This window comes from Buchnera aphidicola (Periphyllus koelreuteriae) (assembly GCF_039360445.1).
Taxonomy (GTDB): Bacteria; Pseudomonadota; Gammaproteobacteria; order Enterobacterales; family Enterobacteriaceae; genus Buchnera_J; species Buchnera_J aphidicola_BM.
In genome coordinates this window covers 111,032-133,876 of sequence record NZ_CP134981.1, presented here as the reverse complement: position 1 = coordinate 133,876, position 22,845 = coordinate 111,032, and the positions used below count along the sequence as shown (strand labels likewise).

The 22,845-nt window shown below is 20.0% G+C and carries 19 protein-coding genes; 6 read left to right on the top strand and 13 right to left on the bottom strand.

The window, feature by feature from the left end; all coding sequences use genetic code 11:
* From RJT80_RS00610 to ndhC, 12 genes are all read right to left on the bottom strand, one after another.
* Entirely contained in the window at positions 1–1,512 is a 1,512-nt protein-coding gene (locus tag RJT80_RS00610; protein WP_343187873.1) for a complex I subunit 4 family protein, read from the bottom strand.
* A 59-nt stretch (positions 1,513–1,571) separates the two neighbouring features.
* Complete coding sequence (locus RJT80_RS00605) at positions 1,572–3,404, bottom strand: NADH-quinone oxidoreductase subunit L (RefSeq protein WP_343187872.1); 1,833 nt, start codon at positions 3,402–3,404, stop codon at positions 1,572–1,574.
* Complete coding sequence (nuoK, locus tag RJT80_RS00600; RefSeq protein ID WP_343187871.1) at positions 3,401–3,703, bottom strand: NADH-quinone oxidoreductase subunit NuoK; 303 nt, start codon at positions 3,701–3,703, stop codon at positions 3,401–3,403. The genes RJT80_RS00605 and nuoK overlap by 4 nt, the downstream gene beginning before the upstream one ends.
* A gap of 21 nt (positions 3,704–3,724) precedes the next feature.
* Positions 3,725–4,231 (bottom strand): NADH-quinone oxidoreductase subunit J, encoded by a 507-nt coding sequence (locus RJT80_RS00595; protein WP_343187870.1) that lies wholly within the window; start codon positions 4,229–4,231, stop codon positions 3,725–3,727.
* 9 nt (positions 4,232–4,240) lie between these two features.
* Entirely contained in the window at positions 4,241–4,783 is a 543-nt protein-coding gene (gene nuoI / locus RJT80_RS00590) for an NADH-quinone oxidoreductase subunit NuoI (protein ID WP_343187869.1), read from the bottom strand.
* Between the two features lie 18 nt (positions 4,784–4,801).
* Entirely contained in the window at positions 4,802–5,776 is a 975-nt protein-coding gene (gene nuoH, locus RJT80_RS00585; protein WP_343187868.1) for an NADH-quinone oxidoreductase subunit NuoH, read from the bottom strand.
* Positions 5,777–5,779: 3 nt separating this feature from the next.
* Positions 5,780–8,503, bottom strand: a complete 2,724-nt coding sequence (gene nuoG / locus RJT80_RS00580; protein ID WP_343187867.1) for an NADH-quinone oxidoreductase subunit NuoG — start codon at positions 8,501–8,503, stop codon at positions 5,780–5,782.
* Positions 8,504–8,637: 134 nt separating this feature from the next.
* Positions 8,638–9,951, bottom strand: a complete 1,314-nt coding sequence (gene nuoF, locus RJT80_RS00575; RefSeq protein ID WP_343187866.1) for an NADH-quinone oxidoreductase subunit NuoF — start codon at positions 9,949–9,951, stop codon at positions 8,638–8,640.
* Positions 9,948–10,445 (bottom strand): NADH-quinone oxidoreductase subunit NuoE, encoded by a 498-nt coding sequence (gene nuoE / locus RJT80_RS00570; RefSeq protein WP_343187865.1) that lies wholly within the window; start codon positions 10,443–10,445, stop codon positions 9,948–9,950. Before nuoE ends, nuoF begins: the two co-directional genes overlap by 4 nt.
* Positions 10,446–10,451: 6 nt before the next feature.
* On the bottom strand, positions 10,452–12,248 hold the full coding sequence (gene nuoC, locus RJT80_RS00565; protein ID WP_343187864.1) for an NADH-quinone oxidoreductase subunit C/D: 1,797 nt from the start codon (positions 12,246–12,248) through the stop codon (positions 10,452–10,454).
* Positions 12,249–12,331: 83 nt separating this feature from the next.
* On the bottom strand, positions 12,332–13,000 hold the full coding sequence (locus tag RJT80_RS00560) for an NADH-quinone oxidoreductase subunit B (RefSeq protein WP_343187863.1): 669 nt from the start codon (positions 12,998–13,000) through the stop codon (positions 12,332–12,334).
* Positions 13,001–13,035: 35 nt separating this feature from the next.
* The gene (ndhC, locus tag RJT80_RS00555) at positions 13,036–13,425 is read right to left on the bottom strand and encodes an NADH-quinone oxidoreductase subunit A (RefSeq protein ID WP_343187862.1); all 390 of its coding nucleotides are present in this window, start codon (positions 13,423–13,425) and stop codon (positions 13,036–13,038) included.
* 280 nt (positions 13,426–13,705) lie between these two features.
* Between ndhC and dnaK the strand changes: the two genes are divergently transcribed.
* Both dnaK and dnaJ read left to right on the top strand, forming a co-directional pair.
* A complete protein-coding gene (gene dnaK / locus RJT80_RS00550; protein WP_343187861.1) occupies positions 13,706–15,625 on the top strand; it encodes a molecular chaperone DnaK in 1,920 nt (639 codons plus the stop codon).
* A gap of 96 nt (positions 15,626–15,721) precedes the next feature.
* Positions 15,722–16,852, top strand: coding sequence for a molecular chaperone DnaJ (gene dnaJ, locus RJT80_RS00545; RefSeq protein WP_343187860.1), 1,131 nt, complete (start codon positions 15,722–15,724; stop codon positions 16,850–16,852).
* A 92-nt stretch (positions 16,853–16,944) separates the two neighbouring features.
* On the opposite strand, the gene rpsT is transcribed toward dnaJ, so the two are convergent.
* Entirely contained in the window at positions 16,945–17,226 is a 282-nt protein-coding gene (gene rpsT, locus RJT80_RS00540; RefSeq protein ID WP_343187859.1) for a 30S ribosomal protein S20, read from the bottom strand.
* Between the two features lie 161 nt (positions 17,227–17,387).
* Here rpsT and ileS point away from each other — a divergent pair, with 161 nt between their 5' ends.
* From ileS to carA, 4 genes are all read left to right on the top strand, one after another.
* The gene (ileS, locus tag RJT80_RS00535; RefSeq protein ID WP_343187858.1) at positions 17,388–20,213 is read left to right on the top strand and encodes an isoleucine--tRNA ligase; all 2,826 of its coding nucleotides are present in this window, start codon (positions 17,388–17,390) and stop codon (positions 20,211–20,213) included.
* Positions 20,214–20,690 carry a signal peptidase II gene (lspA, locus tag RJT80_RS00530; protein WP_343187857.1) on the top strand — a complete coding sequence of 159 codons (477 nt, stop codon included), beginning with the start codon at positions 20,214–20,216 and terminating at the stop codon, positions 20,688–20,690. It abuts the gene before it with no gap.
* Positions 20,691–20,756: 66 nt separating this feature from the next.
* Positions 20,757–21,563: a 4-hydroxy-tetrahydrodipicolinate reductase gene (gene dapB / locus RJT80_RS00525; RefSeq protein ID WP_343187856.1), complete on the top strand. Its 807-nt coding sequence runs from the start codon at positions 20,757–20,759 to the stop codon at positions 21,561–21,563.
* A 148-nt stretch (positions 21,564–21,711) separates the two neighbouring features.
* Positions 21,712–22,839, top strand: coding sequence for a glutamine-hydrolyzing carbamoyl-phosphate synthase small subunit (gene carA, locus RJT80_RS00520; RefSeq protein ID WP_343187855.1), 1,128 nt, complete (start codon positions 21,712–21,714; stop codon positions 22,837–22,839).
* Positions 22,840–22,845: the final 6 nt, after the last annotated feature.

The window sequence follows — 22,845 nt, the reverse complement described above, 5'->3', positions numbered from 1 at the left end:
TTAATTAAAAAGAAAAGGAGAGATTTTTTCACTTATATTTAAAATAGACGGATTAATAATTTTTAATATTATATTTGGAAATATACCAATAAAAATTAATATGCTAGATAAAATTAATAAAATAAAAAATTCTAATTTAGAAAGTTGATTGTTAAGACATGAAATGAAACAAGGTCCATAAAATATACTATGAAACATTTGTAATAAACAAATTGATAAAAAAACTAAACCAAAAATTGAAATACAAATAATAATTGGAAAATATTGAAAACTTCCTAATAACATTAAAAATTCACCAATAAAATTTCCAGTTCCTGGTATTCCTAAACTAGCCATAGTAAAAAACAAAAAAAATCCAGGAACAAAATCCATGATTTTCCATAATCCTCCCATTTTTTTTAAATTATAAGTATTAAAATTTCTATATAATATTCTTGTTAAAATAATTAAAGCTGAAGTAGATATACTATAAGAAATAATTTGTATAATAATTCCTTGATAAGAAATAAAACTTGAAGAATATAATGCTATTAAAATAAATCCCATATGAGAAATAGATGTATATGATATAATTTTTTTAATATTTTTTTGAGAAAACGCTAAAAAAATACTATAAAATATACAAAATAAACCAAAAATACAAAAAAAATTAGAAAAATAAAGAGATGATTTAGGAAATAAAAAAATATTAAAACGTAATAGATTATAAGCTGATACTTTAATTATAATTCCAATTAAATCATAAGATCCAGAAATATGAGTATTTTTATTAAAATTAGGAAACCAACCATGAAAAGGAATTAAAGGAAATTTAATAATAAAAGATATAAAAAAACTAAACATTAAAAAAAACTCAGTTTTTTCAGATAAAACTAAATTTTTTAAAAGGTTAAAATCAAAAGTAAAAATATTGTTTTGTAAATAATAATTATAAACTAATCCAAGTATAGAAAATAAAAGTATAAAACCAGAAATTTGAGAATATACTAAATATTCATTTGAAGAATTTATTTGTTTAGAAGAATTATATAAATTTTTACCATAAAAAATAGACAAAAAATAAGTAGGAATAATTATAATTTCCCAAAAAATAAAGAATAAAAAAAGATCTATAGATAAAAATATTCCAATAATATTAGATATAATAAACATTATACAAAAATAAAAAAATCCAATATTTTTAAAATTATAATTCCACATAAGTAAAATAGAAATAAAAGATAAAAAAATTGTTAATAAAACCATTAAAAATGATATTCCATCCATTGCAAAATGTAAACCTATCCCTAATTTAGGAATCCAAGGAAAATTATATTCTAAATTCCATAATTTATTTATATCATTATTTTTTAAAAAAAAATTATTATTACAAAATATATTTAATAATAACAAAAATGTTAAAAATATAAAAAACAATGAAATTAAACGAGGTATTTTTTGATTTATTTTTTCAGAAAACCAAGAAAAAATACCTCCTAAAAAAGGTAATAAAATTAATAAATAAAGATGCATAATTTAAATAATCCTATTTAAAAAAAATATTAAAAAAAATTTTTTATATATTTTAAAAATTATATTAATAAATCAACAAAAATTATTAAAGTTCCTATAAAAATTAAAAAAATATAAAAAATTAAATTTCCATTTTCAAAAATTAATAAAAAATTATTAAATATATTTAAAAAAATTTTAAAAATATATGTTATTTTTTTTATATAATCTATAAAAAAAATTCTTCTAATTAAAATAAATAATTGAATAACGCTATATTTATATAAATAATCTAATCCAAAATTTTTATCTAAAAATTTAAAACAAAAAAAATATTTTTTATTATGAAAAAAATTAAATATCTTATTATATTTTATAATAAAAAAATAATATGATATAAAAACACCAAACATAGAAATAAAAAATAAAAACAATTCAAAAATATTTTTTTTTAAATTTAACAAATCATTTAATATTGAAAAATTTAATAACGGAGAAAATAAAAATATTGATAAAAAAGTAGATAAAATAGATAAAACAAATAAAGAAAAATTATGAAAAAAATTTTTTATAAATCTTATTTTTATTTTAGATTCTTTATAAAATATTAAAAAAAACATTCTAGAAGAATATATAGAAGTTAAAAATGAACCCATAATACCAACAATAAAAAAAGAATAATTGTGTTGATTAAATAACCCCCAAATAATAGAACCTTTTGTATAAAAACTAGATGTAATAATAGGAAAAGCAATTAAAGAGAATAAACCAGTTATAAAACAAAAACGTATAAATAATAAAGATTTGTTTAATCCACCTATTTTAAAAATATTTTTTTCTTCATGAAAAGAAAAAATTAATGAACCTGAAGAAAGAAATAATAATGCTTTAAAAAAAGAATGAGCAATTAAATGAGATAATACAGGAGTCCATAATTTAGATCCTAAACCTAAAAACATATAACCAATTTGACTCATTGTAGAATAGGCTAAAATTTTTTTAATATCTTTTTCAAAAATTGCCGAAAAACTAGATATTAAAATAGTAAATGAACTTAAAATCGAAATTATAAATAAAATATGATTAGATATTTCAAATAAAAAATGAATTCTTAAAATTAAATATACACCAGCTGTAATCATAGTTGCTGAATGGATTAAAGCAGAAACTGGAGTTGGTCCAACCATAGCTTTAGTTAACCATATTTGCAAAGGAAATTGAGAAGATTTTGCCAAACAACCAAATAAAATTAAAAAAATACTCCATTTAAAAAGATTATTTTGAGATAATTGAACTATATGACAAATATTATTTAATTCAGAAAAATTTAATGTTTTAAATTGAAAAAAAATTAAAAAAATTGACAATAAAATGCAAAAATCACCTATTCTTGTTACAATAAATGCTTTCATTGAATATTTAATATTTGATAATTTTTTATAATAAAAACCAATTAAAACATAAGAACAAAAACCAACTAATTCCCATGCTAAATATAATAATAAAATATTATCCGATAATACTAATATAATCATTCCAAAAATAAAAAGATTCATATAAGCAAAAAATCGATTTAAATCTTTTTTTGAATACATATACCAACAAGAAAATATTTGTATTAAAAAACTAACACTAGTAATAACTTGCATCATAATTAATGATAATTTATCAATAATAAAACCAAAATTAACATTTGTATGATTAATAGTTATCCATTTCCAAAATATATTTGAAACACAATAATTTTTATAATAAAAAAAATTAATACAAATATAATTTATTAAAATAAAACAAATAAAAGAAGGAATGATTCCAATAAAATTATAAAAAAAATTAGAAAATTTTTTTTTTGAAAATACAATTAATAAAAAACTTATTAAAGGAAAAAAAATTAATGGAAATAATACATTCATTTTTTCATCTCTCTTAAAGTATCAACATCTAAAGTATTTTTATATTTATAAATACTAATCAAAAAAGCTAGACCAATACCTGCTTCAGAAGCTGCTATAGTAATTATAAAAATGTACATTATTTGACCATCAATTTGATGTAAATAATTTCCTATAAAAACTAATAATAAAGCTACAGAATTAATCATTATTTCTAAACCTAAAAGAATATATAATAAATTTCTTCTAATTATTAAACATAAAAAACCTAAACAAAATAAAATAATAGATAAAAATAAACCATGAAAAATAGTAATCAAAATATTCTCCAATAAAAAATATTATTTTTTTTTAATATATTTATTATTAATAAATAAGTGAAATACAATAATTAAAGCAGATAACAATAACATCGATAATGATTCCATAAATAAAATATATTTTTTAAATAAAACAATTCCAATACTTTTTATATCAAAAAAATTTATATTTATAATTCCATTTTTTATTTTATAAAAATAAATAAAAAAAATAAAAAAAATAAAAATTGATAAAAATATTGAAATAATAATTTTAAATTTAGAAAAATATTTTTTTTCTTGATTAATAGTTATAGATCCTAAATTTAATACCATAATTGCAAATATAAACAAAACCATTATAGCACCAGCATAAATAATTGTTTCTAAAGATCCTATAAATAAAGTATTAATAGAAAAATATATTCCTGAAAAAGATAAAAACGAAAGTATCAAATACAATAAAGAATAAATAGGATTATTTTGAAAAATAACAAGAATAGTTGAAATTATTGAAATAATACTAAAAATATAAAAAAGAATATTCATAAATTTTTCCTAAGGTAACAAACTTTTACAATCAACAATTTTTTTATTTTTGTTAACTTTATTTTCTTTTGATTCTTTTATAGAAACTCCAGAATATTTATAAAAATCATAATCAGAATATTTTCCAGGACCAGAAATTAATAAATCTTCTTTTTCATATATTAAATCTGATCTTTTATATTCAGCTAATTCAAAATCTGGAATAAGTTGAATAGCTGCGGTTGGACAAGATTCTTCACATAATCCACAAAATATACATCGAGAAAAATTAATTCTAAAAAATTTAGCATACCAACGATTATTTTTTAATTTTTTTTTTTGTAAAGAAATACAACTTACAGGACAAACTGCAGAACATAAATTGCAAGCAACACAACGTTCTTCTTTATTTTTATTTCTAGTTAAAACAATTCTTCCTCTATATCTAGAAGATAAATTAACTGGAATTTCTGGATACAATTTTGTTTCTCGTTTAGAAAAAATATTTAGAAAAATTAAAAAAATACTATTAATTTGAGAAAATATACTTATAATAATTTTTTTTAAAAACATATAATCCTCAATTTTTTATTATTGATAATATAAAGTAAAAAAACTTGTAAAAAAAACATTAATTAATGATAATGGAAAACAAACAATCCATCCAAAAATCATCATTTGATCATATCTCGGCCTTGGTAAAGATGCTCTTATTAAAATAAAAAGAAAAATAAAAAATAAAGATTTTAAAAGAAACCAAAAAATTGATGAACAAAAAAAACCATAAAATCCTCCAAAAAATAAAGTAGTTATTAAAAAAGACATTATTACCATAGAAACATATTCTCCAATAAAAAACATTCCAAATTTCATACCAGAATATTCAACATGATAACCATCAGCTAATTCTTGTTCAGATTCTGGTTGATCAAATGGATGCCTATGACAAACTGATAATGCTCCAATAAAAAATATAATAAACCCTAAAAATTGAGGAAAAATATTCCATAAATGCTCTTGACTTTTTATTATATCAATTAAATTAAAAGAACCAGATCGAATAACTGTTCCTAATATTGATAACCCTAAAAAAACTTCATAACTTAAAGTTTGAGCAGATGCCCTTATAGCCCCTAAATAAGAATATTTATTATTACTAGACCAACCAGCTAATAATATTGAATAAACAGATAAGCTAGCCATCATTAAAAAAAACAAAATACCTATTTTTAAATCTACTATACATTTATTTATAGAAAAAGGAATCATAATAGATAAAATAAGAATTGTACTAAAAGCAAGAATTGGAGATAAAATAAAAATAAATTTTCTACTAAAATTTGGAATCCAATCTTCTTTAAAAAAAATTTTTATCATATCAGCTAATAATTGTAAAGAACCAAATCGACCTACTCTATTAGGGCCATATCTATTTTGAAAAAGAGCTAATAAACGTCTTTCAATAACAGTTAAAAAAGCACTAAATATAATAGTTGAAAAAAAAATAATAAAAGATAGAAGAATATTTAAAATTAAAATTTTATTTTTTACTAATAAAAAATACATTTTTTACACTTCCTTTAAGTCTTGTATTTGTTTTCCAATTAAAGAAATAGATGTTTTAAACTGACCTATTGGTAAAGCGACCTGACCAGATTCTAAAAAATTTGAATATATCGCAAAAAAACTATAAGTATCATTTAAGCAAGTAAAAGTAACTTTTTTTTTATTAGAAATATTAAAATTTTTTGCATCTAATTCGTTTATAAAAAGATATGGTAAAGAATTTTTATTTTTAATAATTTCAGAATATTGACTTAATTCTTCACTACCAAATAATGAATAATATGGAACAATAATTAAATTTTTATTTTTTACAAAAAAATTCAAATCTTGTTTAAAATAATCTGATGAAATATTTTTTTTTTTAGAAATTAATAATGTTTCTGAATTTTTAGTTAATAACCTTCCAGAAATTTTTTTTTGAAACTTATGTAATCCTTGAGAAGAATTCCATTGAGGAGACCAAATAAAAGGAATAATAGATGTATAATTTTTATATATAGTGCTTCCCTCCATTGAAAATGAAAACATAGAATCATTATCTTCTATTTGTTTTATTTCGTGTACATCAATATCTGCTCTTAAAGATGTTCTTCCACTTGATCTTAAAGTAGATCTAGGAATTTTTTGACCACATACTTTAAAAGATGATTTAGGAGCTGCGTTTTTAATATTTTTTAAAAATGGTATTTTTTTTACACATAAATTAATAAGATCATCTAAATTTTTTATTTTATTAACTTTATTTTTTAATCGAGATTTTATTATATTTAAAATTCTCCATGAAGACATTGTAGAAATATTTTTATTATAAAAATTAACATTATATACTTTAAAAAATCTTTGTGCTCTTAATTCATAATTAATAACTGTTCCAGTGCTTTCAAAAAAATTTGAAACAGGAAAAATAATATTTGATTTTTTAACAGTTTTTGTACGTTGATGATCCATTACAATAATATTTTTAAATTTAGTTAAAATATTTTTTAAATAAGAATTATGAAATAAATAAAATAAATCATTTTCTACAATAATTAAAGTAGAATTTATATTTTCTTGAACTTTATTTAAAGATTTCTCTAACGATTTTCCTTTAATTATAGATACACCTAAAGAATTAACATTAGGAGTTAATAAAATTAAACCTACTTTATAACCTAAATTTTTTAAAATTAAAGAAATATTATATGCAACTTTAATAAAAGATCTATTTCTAGAATGAGAACCTGAAATTATTAATATTTTTTTTGATTTGAGTAATATATTTGAGATATATAATATTTTTTTTTTAATTTCTTTTGAAAAAACAAAAGAATCATCTAACTTTTTTTTTTTTAAATAACTTAAAATACAATTAGAAAAATATATTTGATTTTGAATATTTGAATGAAATGAATAAGATGAAACATCTTCTAATTTTGTTTTGTCTGTATTAGTTAAAAATAAAAATTTTTTTTTATTTTTTTGAGTATTATTTATTGCATTAGTATGCCAATTATAAAGATTATTTTTTTTTAAAAATTTCGTAGACCTTTTTTTTAAAGCTTGTCTAATAGAAAGAGCTAATCTAGAAGATGTTTGAGTAATATCTTCTCCTAAAATCAATATTGAATCATAATTTTCAACTTCTTTTAAAGTAGGAATTTTAATTGTATTTTTTTTTAATATTTTTAAAATTAATTTTGAACATTTATGATCTATGTCAATCATTCCTGTAGAAAAATTTTTTTTTCCAACTAATTGTTTTAAAGAAAAATTAGTTTCAAGACTTGCTCGAGAAGATCCAATTCCTAAAATAGATTTAGAATTTTTAATTATTTTTACTATTTTTTTTATATTTTTATTTAAACTAATTTTTTTATATTTTTTTTTTTTTTTTATATAACAATAATTTAATCTATTTAAAGAATTAGAATGACCATAACCAAATCGTCCTAAATCACATAAAAAATAATTATTAATATTTTCATTATATCTATTTTCTATTTTTACAATTTTATTATATCTTTCGCCTGCAATAATATTACAACCAATACTACAATGAGAACAAATACTAGGTGCACTTTGAAGATCCCATTTTCTAGAATAATTTTCTGAATATGTTTTATCTGTAAAAACTCCTGTAGGACAGATTTCAATTAAATTTCCAGAATATTCACTTTCTAACTCTCCATCGTTAAATCGACCAAAATAAATGTTATTATTAGATCCATACACATTAAAATCTTTACCATCTGCATAATCTTTATAATATCTTACACATCTATAACAAGAAATACATCTATTCATTTCATGAGATATAAAAAATCCTAAATATTGACTTTTATAAATTCTTTTATCAAATCTATAACGACGAGAATAATGTTTATTCATAACAGTCATATCTTGTAAATGACAATTTCCTCCTTCTTCACATACTGGACAATCGTGTGGATGATTAAGCATTAATAATTCAATAATATTTTTTCTAAATATAATAGATTCTTTATCATTAATTGTAATAATTGAATTATTTTCAACTGGTGTCATACAAGACATAACGATTTTTCCAGAGTAATCATTTTTATCTTGATATTTTTTTATTGCACACTGTCTACAAGCACCAATGCTTCCTAATTTTGGGTGCCAACAAAAATAAGGAATATCTAATCCTAAATTTAAACATGCTTCAAGTAAATTATTAGAAATACATGAATTATATTTTTTTCCATCTACATAAATTTTTACCATAATAAATTTTTCCAAATTTTTTTAAAATTTCATAAATAAATAATATAAAAATAAAAAAATAAAAATATTTATTTATACAAATTTATTGTCTAAAAATTTTAAATATTAAAAAAATTAATTTTTTTAAAAATTAACTATATTCCAGAAATTTTTTTTAAATAATTATTTTTCTTTTCTGTAATTCCTTGTTGAAATTCTTTATTAAAATATTTTATTGCACTTTTTAATGGAGAAACCGCTCCAGGTGCATGAGCACAAAAAGTTTTTCCTGGACTCATTTGAAAACATAAATCTTGTAATAATTCTATATCTCCAATATGTCCTTTATTATTTTTTATAGATTTTAAAATTTTAACTACCCAAGGTAAACCTTCTCTACAAGGAGTACATAAACCACAAGATTCTCTAGAAAAAAATTTTTCTAAATTTAAAACTAATTTAACAATATTAACTGAATTATCTATAGCAAAAGATAATCCTGTTCCTAATCTACTACCAATATTTTGTATACTTAAAAAACCCATTTGTACATCTAAATGTTTTTCAAGTAAAAAATCTGTTCCTGCTCCACCAGGTAACCAAGCTTTTAATTTTAAATTGTTTTTAACTCCATGAGCATAATCTTCTAAGATTTCTCTTGCTGTTATCCCGAAAGGAAGTTCCCATACTCCTGGATTTTTAACAGAACCAGAAAATCCCATTAATTTCGTTCCAGAATCTTCGTTTTTAGACAAATTTTTATACCACTCTATTGAATTTAGAATAATTGATGGTATATTAGATAAAGTTTCTACATTATTTACACAAGTAGGATAACCCCATAAACCTAAATTTGCTGGAAACGGAGGTTTTAATCTTGGATTTGCTCTTTTCCCTTCTAATGAATTTATTAATGCTGTTTCTTCTCCACAAATATATCGACCTGCTCCAGTATGTAAATATAAATTAAAAGAAAATGATGTATTTAAAATATTTTTTCCTAAAAAATTATTTTTATATGCTTCTTTAATTGCTTTAATTAATATTTTTTCTGGTTTTATATACTCACCTCTTAAAAATATATATCCACACGAAATATTTAAAGCAAATGAACTAATAATAATTCCTTCAATCAATTGATGAGGACAATTTTCTATCATCCATCTATCTTTATATGTTCCAGGCTCCATTTCATCAGCATTACATATTAAATATTTTTTATTAAATAATTCACTTTTTGGCATTAAACTCCATTTTAATCCTGTTGGAAAACCAGCTCCTCCTCTTCCTTTTAATCCAGATTTTGAAATTTTTTTAATAATCTTATTAGAATTCATTTCAAATAAAGATTTTTTTAATGCATTGTATCCATTTTTTTTTATATATTCTTTAATCCATACTGTTTTTTTATCTTTTCTAAATCTCCAAGTTAAAGGATGAGTTTCTTCTAATAAATTTCTATTATTCATTTAATTGAATCCAATAATTTTAAAATAATTTTTTTATTTACATTAAAATATGTTTTATTATTTACCATCATAACTGGACTTTTATCACATGCACCTAAACAACATACAGGAAGAAAAGTAATATTTTTATTTTTTGTTGTTTCTCCAAATTTAATATTAATTACTTTTTTAATTATTTTTTTTAATTTTTTATATCCTGTAATATAACAAACCATACTATCACAAATTTTAATTACATAATTTCCAACTGGTTTTCTATAAATTTGACTATAAAAAGTAGATACACTTTCTATTTCACTTTTAGAAAGATTTAATATTTCTGAAAGAAATTTAATAGAACTATCAGATACCCAACCATAATGTTTTTGAACAATTTTCAATGCTTCAATTAATATTGATTCAGAAGTATTAAAATGTTTTTTAAGTTTATTAATCTCTTTTTTAATTAAAGAATTTTTATAACTTATTTTTTTTTTGATTATTTGTGTTGTCATTTTTATTTACCTATCTACATCAGACATAACAAAATCAATACTTCCTAAATATGTAATTAAATCTGATATAACATGCCCTTTAATTACAGAAGGAATTTGTTGTAAATGAGGAAAACTAGGAGTTCTAATTCTTGTTCTATAACTCATAGCGCTTCCATCACTAATTATATAGTAACTATTAATTCCTTTTGTTGCTTCAATCATTTGAAAACTTTCTCCAATGGGAATAATAGTTCCCCAAGAAACTTGTAAAAAATGCGTAATTAATGTTTCTATATTTTGAAGAGTATATTTTTTATTTGGAGGAGTTGTTAAAGGATGATAAGATTTATATTCTCCTTCTGGCATATTTTTTAAACATTGTTCTAAAATTTTTAAACTTTGATAAATTTCTTCAACTTTTAACATTACTCTATTATAACAATCACTCACTCCATTCCCTAAAGGAACTTCAAAATCAAAATTTTGATATCCAGAATATGGTCTATTTTTTCTAACATCAAAATTTATTCCAGTAGCTCTTAATCCAGATCCAGTAACTCCCCAATCTAATGCTTCTTTACAAGAATATGATGCTATATCTTTAGAACGAGAAATTAAAATACTATTTTTTAACGCTATTTTAACATATAAATTTAATCGTTTTGGAATCCATTTTAATAATTTTCTTAAAGAATGATCCCATCCCTTTGGTAAATCATGAGCTACTCCTCCAATTCTAAACCATGCTGGATGCATTCTAAAACCAGTAATGAACTCTATAACATCATATACTTTTTGACGATCTGTAAAAGCCAAAAAAACAGAACTCATTGCTCCAACATCTTGAATAAAAGTTGAAATATATAATAAATGACTATTTATTCGAAACAATTCAGAAATCATAATTCGAATAAATTCAACTCGTGTTGAAACTTTTATTCCAGCTAATTTTTCAATCGATAAAATATAAGGCATTTCATTAATACATCCTCCTAAATATTCAATTCGATCTGTATAAGGAATATAACTATGCCAAGATTGTCTTTCACTCATCTTTTCTGCGCCTCTATGATGATAACCAATATCTGGAACGCAATTAATTATTTTTTCTCCTTTTAATTGTAATACAAGTCTAAATGCTCCATGAGCAGATGGATGATTTGGTCCTAAATTTAAAAACATATAATCTGTATTATTTTTACTTCTTTTCATTCCCCATTCTTTAGGATTAAATTTTAAAGCACTCATTTCTAATTCTTCTATTTCTTTAGTTAAAGAATAAGGAGAAAATTCAGTTGCTCTTGCAGGATAATCTTTTCTTAATGGATGACCAATCCAATTTTTAGGCATAATAATTCTAGTTAAATTAGGATGACCAATAAAAGACACTCCAAACATATCCCAAACTTCTCTTTCATACCAATTAGCATTTAAACAAATTTTTGTAATAGTATGAATTTTTAACTTGTTTTTAAATAAAGGAACTTTAATTATAATATCTGAATTTTTAGATATAGATAAAAATTGATAAAAAATAGAAAAATCAGATTTTGGAATATTATCTTTATTCACTCGAACTCTTTCATCTATTGCACTTAAATCAAACAACATATCATAAAATTTTTTTTTTTTAATTAAAAAATTTACAACTTTTAATAAAATATTTTTATGTATCCAAACAACTGGAAAGCCTATTGAAGTTGATTGAATAAACAAAATTTTTGAACCAAAACAATTATATAATTCTTTAACAATAAATTTTTCATAATTTTCTTTATTATAAGTATTTAAAAAAAAATTATTTTTATTGGAATTTATCATAAATTTCCAAATTCCTTATTTTAAAATTTTTAAATAATATGTTATAAATAATAATTTTAAAAAAATAAATTTATTTTTTTTTTTTATTTTGGATTTTTAAAATCATACATAGATTTTACTTTAAATTTATTTTTTATTTTTTGAGATTTTAAATTTGCTTTATATATTTTTTGATCTCCAACTATCCATGATAATGGTCTTCTTTCTTTCGAAATAGATTTTTGCAATAACATTAAACCTTGAATATAAGCCTCTGGTCTAGGAGGACAACCAGGTATATAAACATCTACTGGAAGAATTTTATCTATTCCTTGAACAACTGAATAAATATCATACATTCCTCCAGAATTTGCGCATGAACCCATTGAAATAACCCATTTTGGTTCTAACATTTGATCATATAATCTTTTAATAATAGGAGCCATTTTAATAAAAGGAGTACCAGCAATGACCATAACATCAGCTTGTCTAGGAGAAGCTCTTAATACTTCTGAACCAAAACGAGAAATATCATGAACAGAAGTAAATGAAGTAACCATTTCAACATAACAACAAGATAAACCAAAATTATAAGGCCATAAAGAGTTTTTTCTTCCCCAATTTACAATGTTATGAAGAATTTTTTTTAAATTACCAAAAAAAATATTATTTTTTATTGCAATTTTTACAGGATCAGAATATATTTTTTTTTTTTTATTATTGATAGTTGAATTATTTTTATTCCAATTTATTTTAGTTAAAGTATATTTCATATAATCTCTTTTTTAAGATAAAAATTTTAAATTATTTAATGATTTGTAAATTTTTTATTTATCAAAGTTAATGCTTTAATACGAAATAAATATAATAAAGATAATAATATCATAAAAATAAAAAAAGATACTTCAATAAAACCTATCCAACTAGTTTCTCTAACGCATACTGACCATGAATATAAATACATAGATTCAATATCAAATATTACAAAAAAAATAGCAATTAAATAAAATTTAATAGCAAATCTTAAATTAATATTACCAGTTGATGGTGCTCCAGATTCAAAAGGAATGTGTTTAGAATAAGAATTTGATCTTCCACCTAAAATAAAACTCATAAATAAAGAAAAAATACAAAAGAAAAAAGTTAGAAATATAAAAAACAAAACTCCACTATATTCAATAATTTCTTTATGTAACATAAATTTTAATATCCTCTTAAAATAATTTTATAATAAATTAACAAAATTTAAAAGAAAGTATAAAAAATAATTTAAAAATTAAAAAAATAAGAAATTAATATATTTATTCTATATAAATAATTATTTTTTAAAGTATAATAACATTATTAATATTTTAAAAAAAAAAAAAAAAAATAATATTTTTTTAATAAAAGACTTGTTGTATGATAAAAAGCCCACATTTTATTATTAATAGAGATTTAAATTTAAAATATGTTAATTAAAAATAGGAATAAATAATATGGGTAAAATTATTGGAATTGACTTAGGAACAACAAATTCGTGTGTTGCTATTATGGATGGAAACAAAGCTAAAGTTTTAGAAAATTCAGAAGGAGAAAGAACAACACCATCTATTATTGCGTATACTGAAAATGGAGAAATTTTAGTTGGTCAACCAGCAAAAAGACAATCTGTAACAAATCCAAATAATACATTATTTGCAATAAAAAGATTAATAGGAAGAAAATTTACAGATAAAGAAGTTCAACGTGATATTGAAATAATGCCTTATAAAATTGTTAAATCAAAAAATAATGATGCGTGGATTGACATAAAAAATAAAAAAATGGCTCCACCTCAGATATCTGCTGAAATTTTAAAAAAAATGAAAAAAACAGCAGAAGATTATTTAGGTGAAACAGTTTCTGAAGCTGTAATTACAGTTCCAGCTTATTTTAATGACACACAAAGACAAGCTACAAAAGATGCAGGAAAAATAGCAGGTTTAAAAGTAAAAAGAATAATTAATGAACCAACAGCAGCAGCTCTTGCATATGGATTAGATAAAAATAAAGGAAATAAAACAATTGCAGTATATGACTTAGGTGGTGGAACATTTGATATTTCTATTATAGAAATAGATGAAGTTGATAAAGAAAAAACTTTTGAAGTATTATCAACAAATGGAGATACACATTTAGGTGGAGAAGATTTTGATAGTAGATTAATAAATTATTTAGTAGAAGAATTTAAAAAAGAACAAGGATTCGATTTAAAAAAAGATTCATTAGCTATGCAAAGATTAAAAGAAGCTTCAGAAAAGGCTAAAATTGAATTATCTTCTTCAAAAGAAACAAATGTAAATTTACCATATATTACAGCTGATTCAAATGGGCCAAAACATCTAAATATTAAAGTAACTCGATCAAAATTAGAATCTTTAGTAGAAGATTTAATTAAAAGATCGATAAAACCTTTAGAAATAGCTTTAAAAGATGCAAAATTATCAATTAAAGATATAGATGATATAATTTTAGTAGGTGGCCAAACAAGAATGCCAATGGTTCAAGATAAAGTATCAAAATTTTTTAATAAAAAACCAAGAAAAGATGTAAATCCAGATGAAGCTGTTGCTGTAGGAGCTGCGGTTCAAGGTGGAGTTTTATCAGGAGATGTAAAAGATGTTTTATTATTAGATGTAACTCCTTTATCCCTTGGTATTGAAACTATGGGTGGAGTAATGACACCAATAATTAATAAAAACACAACAATTCCTACAAAACATAGTCAAATATTTTCTACAGCGGAAGACAATCAATCTGCAGTAACAATTCATGTATTACAAGGAGAAAGAAAAAAATCTATTGACAATAAATCATTAGGTCAATTTAATTTAGATGGAATACAACCTGCTCCAAGAGGAATGGCTCAAATTGAAGTAACTTTTGATATTGATTCAAATGGAATATTACATGTTTCTGCAAAAGATAAAAAAACAGGAAAAGAACAAAAAATAACAATACAATCATCATCTGGTTTAAAAGAAGATGAAATAAAAAAAATGATATTAGAAGCAGAAGAAAATGCAGAAGAAGATAAAAAATTTGAAGAGTTAGTTCAAATTAGAAATCAAGGTGATCAAATTTCTCATAGTACAAAAAAACAATTAAATGATTGTAAAAATAAATTAAGTGTTCAAGATAAAGAATCTATTGAATTAGCATTAAAAAACTTAGATGAATCTTTAAAAAAAGAAGATAAAAAAGATATAGAATTAAAAATTCAAGAATTATTAAAAGAATCTTCTAAATTAATTGAAGCAACAAAAAAAGAATCTAATGTTAAAGAAAAAGAACAAAATAATAATCAATCAAATTCAAAAAATAAATCTAATGTTGTAGATGCTGAATTTGAAGAAGTGAAAGAACCAAAAAAATAAACTTATTAATCTCTATAATTATTTATTTTAATATTTAAACGGACTTAAAAAAAATAGTCCGTTTAAAAAATAAAGAAAATCAAGGTAATATAAAAAATGGGGAAAAAGGATTATTATAAAATTTTAAATATTTCAAACCAAGCAAATGATAGAGAAATAAAAAGAGCTTATAAAAGATTAGCAGTAAAATATCATCCTGATCGAAATAAAAATAGTAAAATTTCAGAAAAAAAATTTAAACAAATAAAAGAAGCTTATGAAATTTTAATTAATAAAGAAAAACGAGAAGCATATGATAGATATGGACATTCTGCATTTGATCAAAACTCTTCAAATAATGAATTTCATGAAAATTTTACTCATTCTTCAGATTTTGGAGATATTTTTGGAGATGTATTTGGAGATATATTTGGAAATAATAGAACTAATCAAAGAGGATCTGATTTACAATACAATCTAAAATTAAATTTAGAAGAAGCTGTAAAAGGAACAATAAAAGAAATATACATTCCATCTTTAAAAACATGTCATTCATGTAATGGAAGTAAAGCACAACCTGGAACTAAACCTCAAATTTGTACTACATGTAATGGTAATGGAAACATTCAAATGAGAAAAGGATTTTTTACTGTTCAACAAACTTGTCCATATTGTCAAGGAAAAGGAAAATTTATTAAAAATCCATGTCGTACATGTCATGGAAATGGAAGAATAAAAATATCAAAAAAATTATCAATAAAAATTCCTCCAGGAGTAGATAATAATGATAAAATAAGATTAAATAATGAAGGAGAAATTGGAGAAAATGGAGAATCTTCAGGTGATTTATATATTAAAATAAAAGTTAATAAACATTCAATATTTAAAAGAGAAAAAAATAATTTATTTTGTGAAATACCAATTAGTTTCTCAATGGCTGCTTTAGGTGGGATAGTTGAAGTTCCAACATTACATGGAAAAATAAAATTAAAAATTCCTCCTGAGACACAATCAAACAAATCTTTTAGAATACCAAACAAAGGAGTAAAATCTATTAAAAAAAATTATGTTGGAGATTTATTTTGTACTGTCGTTGTAGAAACACCAATTAATTTAAATAAAATTCAAAAAAAATTATTATATGAATTAGGAAATAGTTTAGAAGGAAATAAAGGAGAAAAAAATAATCCTCGTTCTAAAAGATTTTTTGATGGAATAAAAAAATTTTTTGATTCTCTAACAAAATGATTATTTATAAAATCAGTAAAATTTTCTAAAAATTTTAATAAAAATTTAGAAATAATACTGATTTTAATAAAAATATAAAAAATTTTAATACTTTATATAGAATTTTTTAAATTAATTATATTTTTAATTTTTGAATATAAACTTGATTTAAATCTTGCTGCTTTATTTTTATGTATTATTCCTTTTACAGAATATTTATCTAAAATAGATTGCATCTTATTAAAAAAAAACATAGATTTTTCAAAATTTTTAGAAGAAATAAAAAATAAAACTTTTTTTATATATGTTTTAATAATTGAACGTTTTTTATTATTTTCTTTTTTTTTATTATTAGATGTAATTATATTCTTTTTAGATGATTTAATATTTGCCAAAATAAATTCCTTATATTTAAATATAAAAAAATAATTAATTAATTATAATAACAAAATATTAATATATAAAAATATATTTTTATATATAAAAAAATAATTTTTTTTTAATATTTAATATATAAAATACTTCAAAATTTTATATTTTTTATAATAGGATTATAATGAAAAGTTATAAAAATACTTTACAATTACCTAAAACAAAATTTTCAATGAAAGCTAATTTACCTCAAAAAGAAATAGAAATATTAAAAGAATGGAATAAAATAAATTTATATAAATTAATAGTAAATTCAAAAAAAAATTCTAAAAAATTTATAATTAATGATGGACCTCCATATGCTAATGGAAAGATTCATATAGGCCACGCTTTAAATAAAATATTAAAAGACATTATTATAAAATTTAAAAATCTATCTGGATATAAAGTTCCATTTATTCCTTGTTGGGATTGTCATGGACTACCAATTGAACATAGTATTGAAAAAAAATATAAAAAAAAATTTAAAAATTTTAATAAATATCAAATTAGAGATAAATGTAGAAAATATGCAAAAAAACAAGTTAAAATACAAAAAAAAGATTTTATTAGATTAGGAATTTTAGCTAATTGGAAAAAATCATTATTAACTATGAATTATAAAAATCAATCTAATATTATTAAAATATTATCAAAAATTCTTAAAAAAAAATACTTATATCAAGGATTAAAACCTATATATTGGTGTATAAAATGTCAATCTTCATTAGCAGAAGCAGAAGTAGAATATAAAGAAAAAAAATCAGATTCTATATATTTTTCTTTAAAACTCAGTAATAAAAAAAAAATATTTAAAATATTTAATATTAAAAAAAATAAATATTTTAAAAAAAATATATATATTATTATTTGGACTACAACTCCATGGACTTTACCAGCAAGTCAAGCTATTTCTATTAATCCAAAATTTATTTATAATTTAATACAAACTAAAAATAAATTATTTATAATATCTAAAGAAAGAACAGATGATATATTAAAAATTCTTAGTAAAAAAAAATATATGATTATACATTCAGTTAAAGGAAAAAAATTAAAGAATTTATATGTTTTTCATTCTTTTTTAAAAATTAAAATTCCAATAATATTAAGTAATCATGTAGTTTTAGATATAGGAACTGGAGCAGTTCATACAGCACCTGCTCATGGACAAGAAGATTATATTGCTTGTAAAAAATATAATATTAATCCAAAAAATTTAATTGATGAATTTGGAAATTATAAAAAAAATATACATTCAAAAATAAATAATAAAAATATATTTAAAATTAATGATACAATAATTTCTATTTTAAAAAAAAATAATTCTTTAATAAAATATAAAAAAATAAAACATTCATATCCACATTGTTGGAGACATAAATCACCTATAATATTTCGATCTACCCCACAATGGTTTATTAATCTTAATAAAAATAACTTTAAAAAACATACTATTAAAGAAATAAAAAAAGTATCATGGATTCCAAATTGGACTAAAAATAATATGATTTCATTAGTAAAAAATAGACCAGATTGGTGTGTTTCCAGACAAAGATCTTGGGGTGTTCCTATTCCTTTTTTTATACATAAAAAAACAGGAAAATTACATAAAAAAACAAATATTTTTTTAAAAAAAATTATTTCTCTTATTAAAAAAAAAGGAATAGAAGAATGGTGGAAAATTGATAAAAAAATTTTTTTAAAAAAAGAATCTAAATTATATACAAAATCTAAAGACATTTTAGATGTATGGTTTGAATCAGGGTGTATGTATACATCATCCATATATAAATATTTTAATAAAAAATTAAAAATTTCAAATTTATATATAGAAGGATCAGATCAACATAGAGGATGGTTTATGTCATCTTTAATGATATCATCCATTTTACAAAAATGCGCACCATATAAACAAGTAATAACTCATGGTTTTACAATAGATAAAAATGGAAAAAAAATGTCCAAATCTATTGGAAACACTATTAGCCCAAATGAAGTAATAAAAAAATTTGGCGCAGATATTTTACGTTTATGGGTGGCTTCAAGTAATTATTCTAAAGATATTTCAATATCAGAAAAAATATTAAAACAAAATATCGATTCTTATAGAAAAATACGAAATACAGCTCGTTTTTTTTTAGGAAATATATATGATTTTAATCCTAAAAAAAATTTTATAAAGAAAAAAGATATGTTACAAATAGATATTTGGGCAATTCAAGAAACTTTAAAAATACAAAAAAAAATTATTAAATATTATAAAAAATATAAATTTCATAAAGTTATAAAATTAATATTAAATTTTTGTTTTATAAAAATGAGTGCAATATATTTAGATATTATAAAAGATAGATTATATACATCTTTTAAAAATAGTAAAAATAGAAGAAGTTGTCAAACTGCAATTTTCTTAATTATTCAAACTTTAACTATTTGGATTTCCCCTATTTTACCATTTACATCTTATGAAATATGGAAAAATATACCTTTTAAAAAAAAAAATAATTTATTTACACAACAATGGTTTAAAAAAATTTTTTTTTATTCTACAAAAAAACATATTAAAAACGAAACATGGAAAATAATATTTCAAATTAAAAATGAAATTAATAAACTTATAGAAAAAAAAAAAGAAAAAAAAATAATAAAAAATTCTTTAGAACTTTCAATTGTATTATTTTTAAAAAAAAATATTTTAAAAAAATTAAATATTCTTAAAAAAGAATTAAAATATATATTTTTAACTTCAAAATGTTCATTAAAAAATTTTTCATCTTCTGATAAAAATTTAAAAACTAATTCTAAAATAAATTTTGTAAAAATAAAATTAAAATTAAATAAAGGAAAAAAATGTATAAGATGTTGGCATTTTTTTAAAAAAAATAATAAAAACAAAAAATTTTTAGATATTTGTTATAGATGTTTTTTAAATATTTCAGGAAAAGAAAAAAATAGAATTTTTGCATAAATGAAAAAATTCTTATTTAATAAAAAAATATATATTTTATTATTAATTATTTTAATAATTTATATAGATTATTTTTCAAAAATATTAATTTTAAAAAATTTTAAAATTAATCAAAAAAAAATAATTTTATCTAATTTTAATATTTTTTATGTTCAAAATCATGGTTTAATGTTTGAAATATTTTCTAAAAAAAATATATTTCAAAATAATTATTTATATAAAATATATATTATTTTTACTTGTATCATAATTTATAAAATATACTATTTTTTTAAAACGAATAAAATAAATATTTATACATTTATATTTTTATTTAGTGGAGCTATTGGAAATTTTATAGATAGAATAAAATATAAATTTGTAATAGATTTTATTGATTTTCATTATAAAAATGTTCATTTTCCAATATTTAATCTTTCAGACATAAGCATAATATTAGGTGTAATATTTTTTTTTAAAAAAAATAATTTTTTATAAGATTAAATTTTTTAAAATATATAAAAAATTAATATTATAATATTTAAAATTTATGGAATAAAAAAAATGAAAAAAAGAATAAAAATTGCCATTTCTGGAGCATTAGGAAAAATGGGAAAAAGTTTAATAAAAGAATCAAAAAAATATAAAAATATTAAATTAACTTTATTAATAATAAAAAAAAAAAAAAAAAAATATAAAAAAATAATAAATAAATTAATAAATTTAAAAAAAAAGAAAATAAAAATCGAAGATAATATAAAAAATAATAAAAATTTTGATATATTAATTGATTTTACTAATCCAAAAAATACAATGAAAAATTTAAATTTTTGTTATAATAATAATAAAAAAATTATTATCGGAACAACAGGATTAAAAGAAAAAAATTATTTAGAAATAAAAAAAAAATCTAAAAAAATAAGTATATTACATTCAACAAATTTTAGCATTGGAATTAATTTAATTTTAAAGCTTCTTAAGATAACAACAAAAAATATTGGATTTGATTCAGATATAGAAATATTAGAATCACATCATAGAAATAAATTAGATTCTCCTTCTGGAACAGCATTAACTTTAGGAAAAAGAATTTCAAAAACTATGAAAACAAATTTTAAAGATATTTTTGTTTTTAATAGAAATAAAAAAAATTATAAAAAAAGAAAAAATGAAATCGGATTTAATAGTATTCGAGCAGGAGAAATAATTGGAGATCATTCAGTTATTTTTATAAACGAAGAAGAAAAAATTCAAATTAAGCATCAAGCTTTTCATAGAAAAACCTTTTCTAAAGGAGCATTAAAATCTGCTATTTGGATATATTATAAAAAAAATGGATTATTTACTATGGAAGATGTGTTAAAAAATTAATTTTTTATTTAAAAAAATTATATTTATAATAAATATATTATAAATAATATAAAAAATTTTTTATTCAAAATATAATGTTATTCATACATCAATTTCTTATAAAATAAATAAATATTTTTAAAATAAATCAATAGAATTTGGAGATATTTTGAAAAATACAGCTATTTTAATTTTAGAAGATGGAAGTAAATTTTATGGAGAATCTATTGGAATAAATGGAATAAGTGATGGTGAAGTTGTTTTTAATACATCTATGACTGGATATCATGAAATTTTAACTGATCCATCTTATAAAAATCAAATTATTACTTTTACATATCCACATATAGGAAATGTCGGAATAAATTCAAATGATGAAGAATCATCATTTATACATGCAAAAGGAATAATAATTAAAAATATATCTCCAATATCAAGTCATTATAGAAGTCAAACTACACTTTTAAAATATCTAAAAAAAAAAAAAATAATAACTATTACAAACATTGATACAAGAAAATTAACAAAAAAAATTAGAAAATCTGGTTCTCAAAAAGGATGTATTATATGTTTAAAAAAAATACCAAAATTTAAAAATTACAAAGAAGTTTTAAAATATAAAAAATTAAAATTTCCAAAAAAAAAAATAATATTAAATATAAAAAACAATATATTAAATAAAAAAAAAATAAATATATATAATAATTTTAAAAAAAAAAATATAAAATTTAAAAAAAATATCGTTGTTTACGATTTTGGAATTAAAAAAAATATAATTAATATTTTAATAAAAAAAAAATGTAAAATTACTGTAATTTCAAAAAATTTTAAATATAAAAAAGTATTAAAATTATCTCCAGATGGAATTTTTCTTTCTAATGGGCCGGGAGATCCTAGAAATTTCATATCTGCAATACAATCTATAAAAAAACTTATCCCTTATAACATACCTATGTTTGGAATTTGTTTAGGTCATCAAATATTAGCTTTAGCAAATAACGCTAAAATTATAAAAATGAAATTTGGTCATCATGGAGCAAATCATCCAGTTCAAGATATTAAAACAAAAAAAATAATTATTACATCTCAAAATCATAATTTTATTATAGATAAAAAAACTTTACCAAAAAATATAAAAATTACTTATTTATCTCTTTTTGATAAAACAATACAAGGAATAAAAATTAAAAATAAACCTATATTTAGTTTTCAAGGACATCCTGAATCAAGCCCAGGACCTCATGATGCATCATTTTTATTTAATTATTTTATAAAATTAATGAACAAAAACAAATAAAAAAAT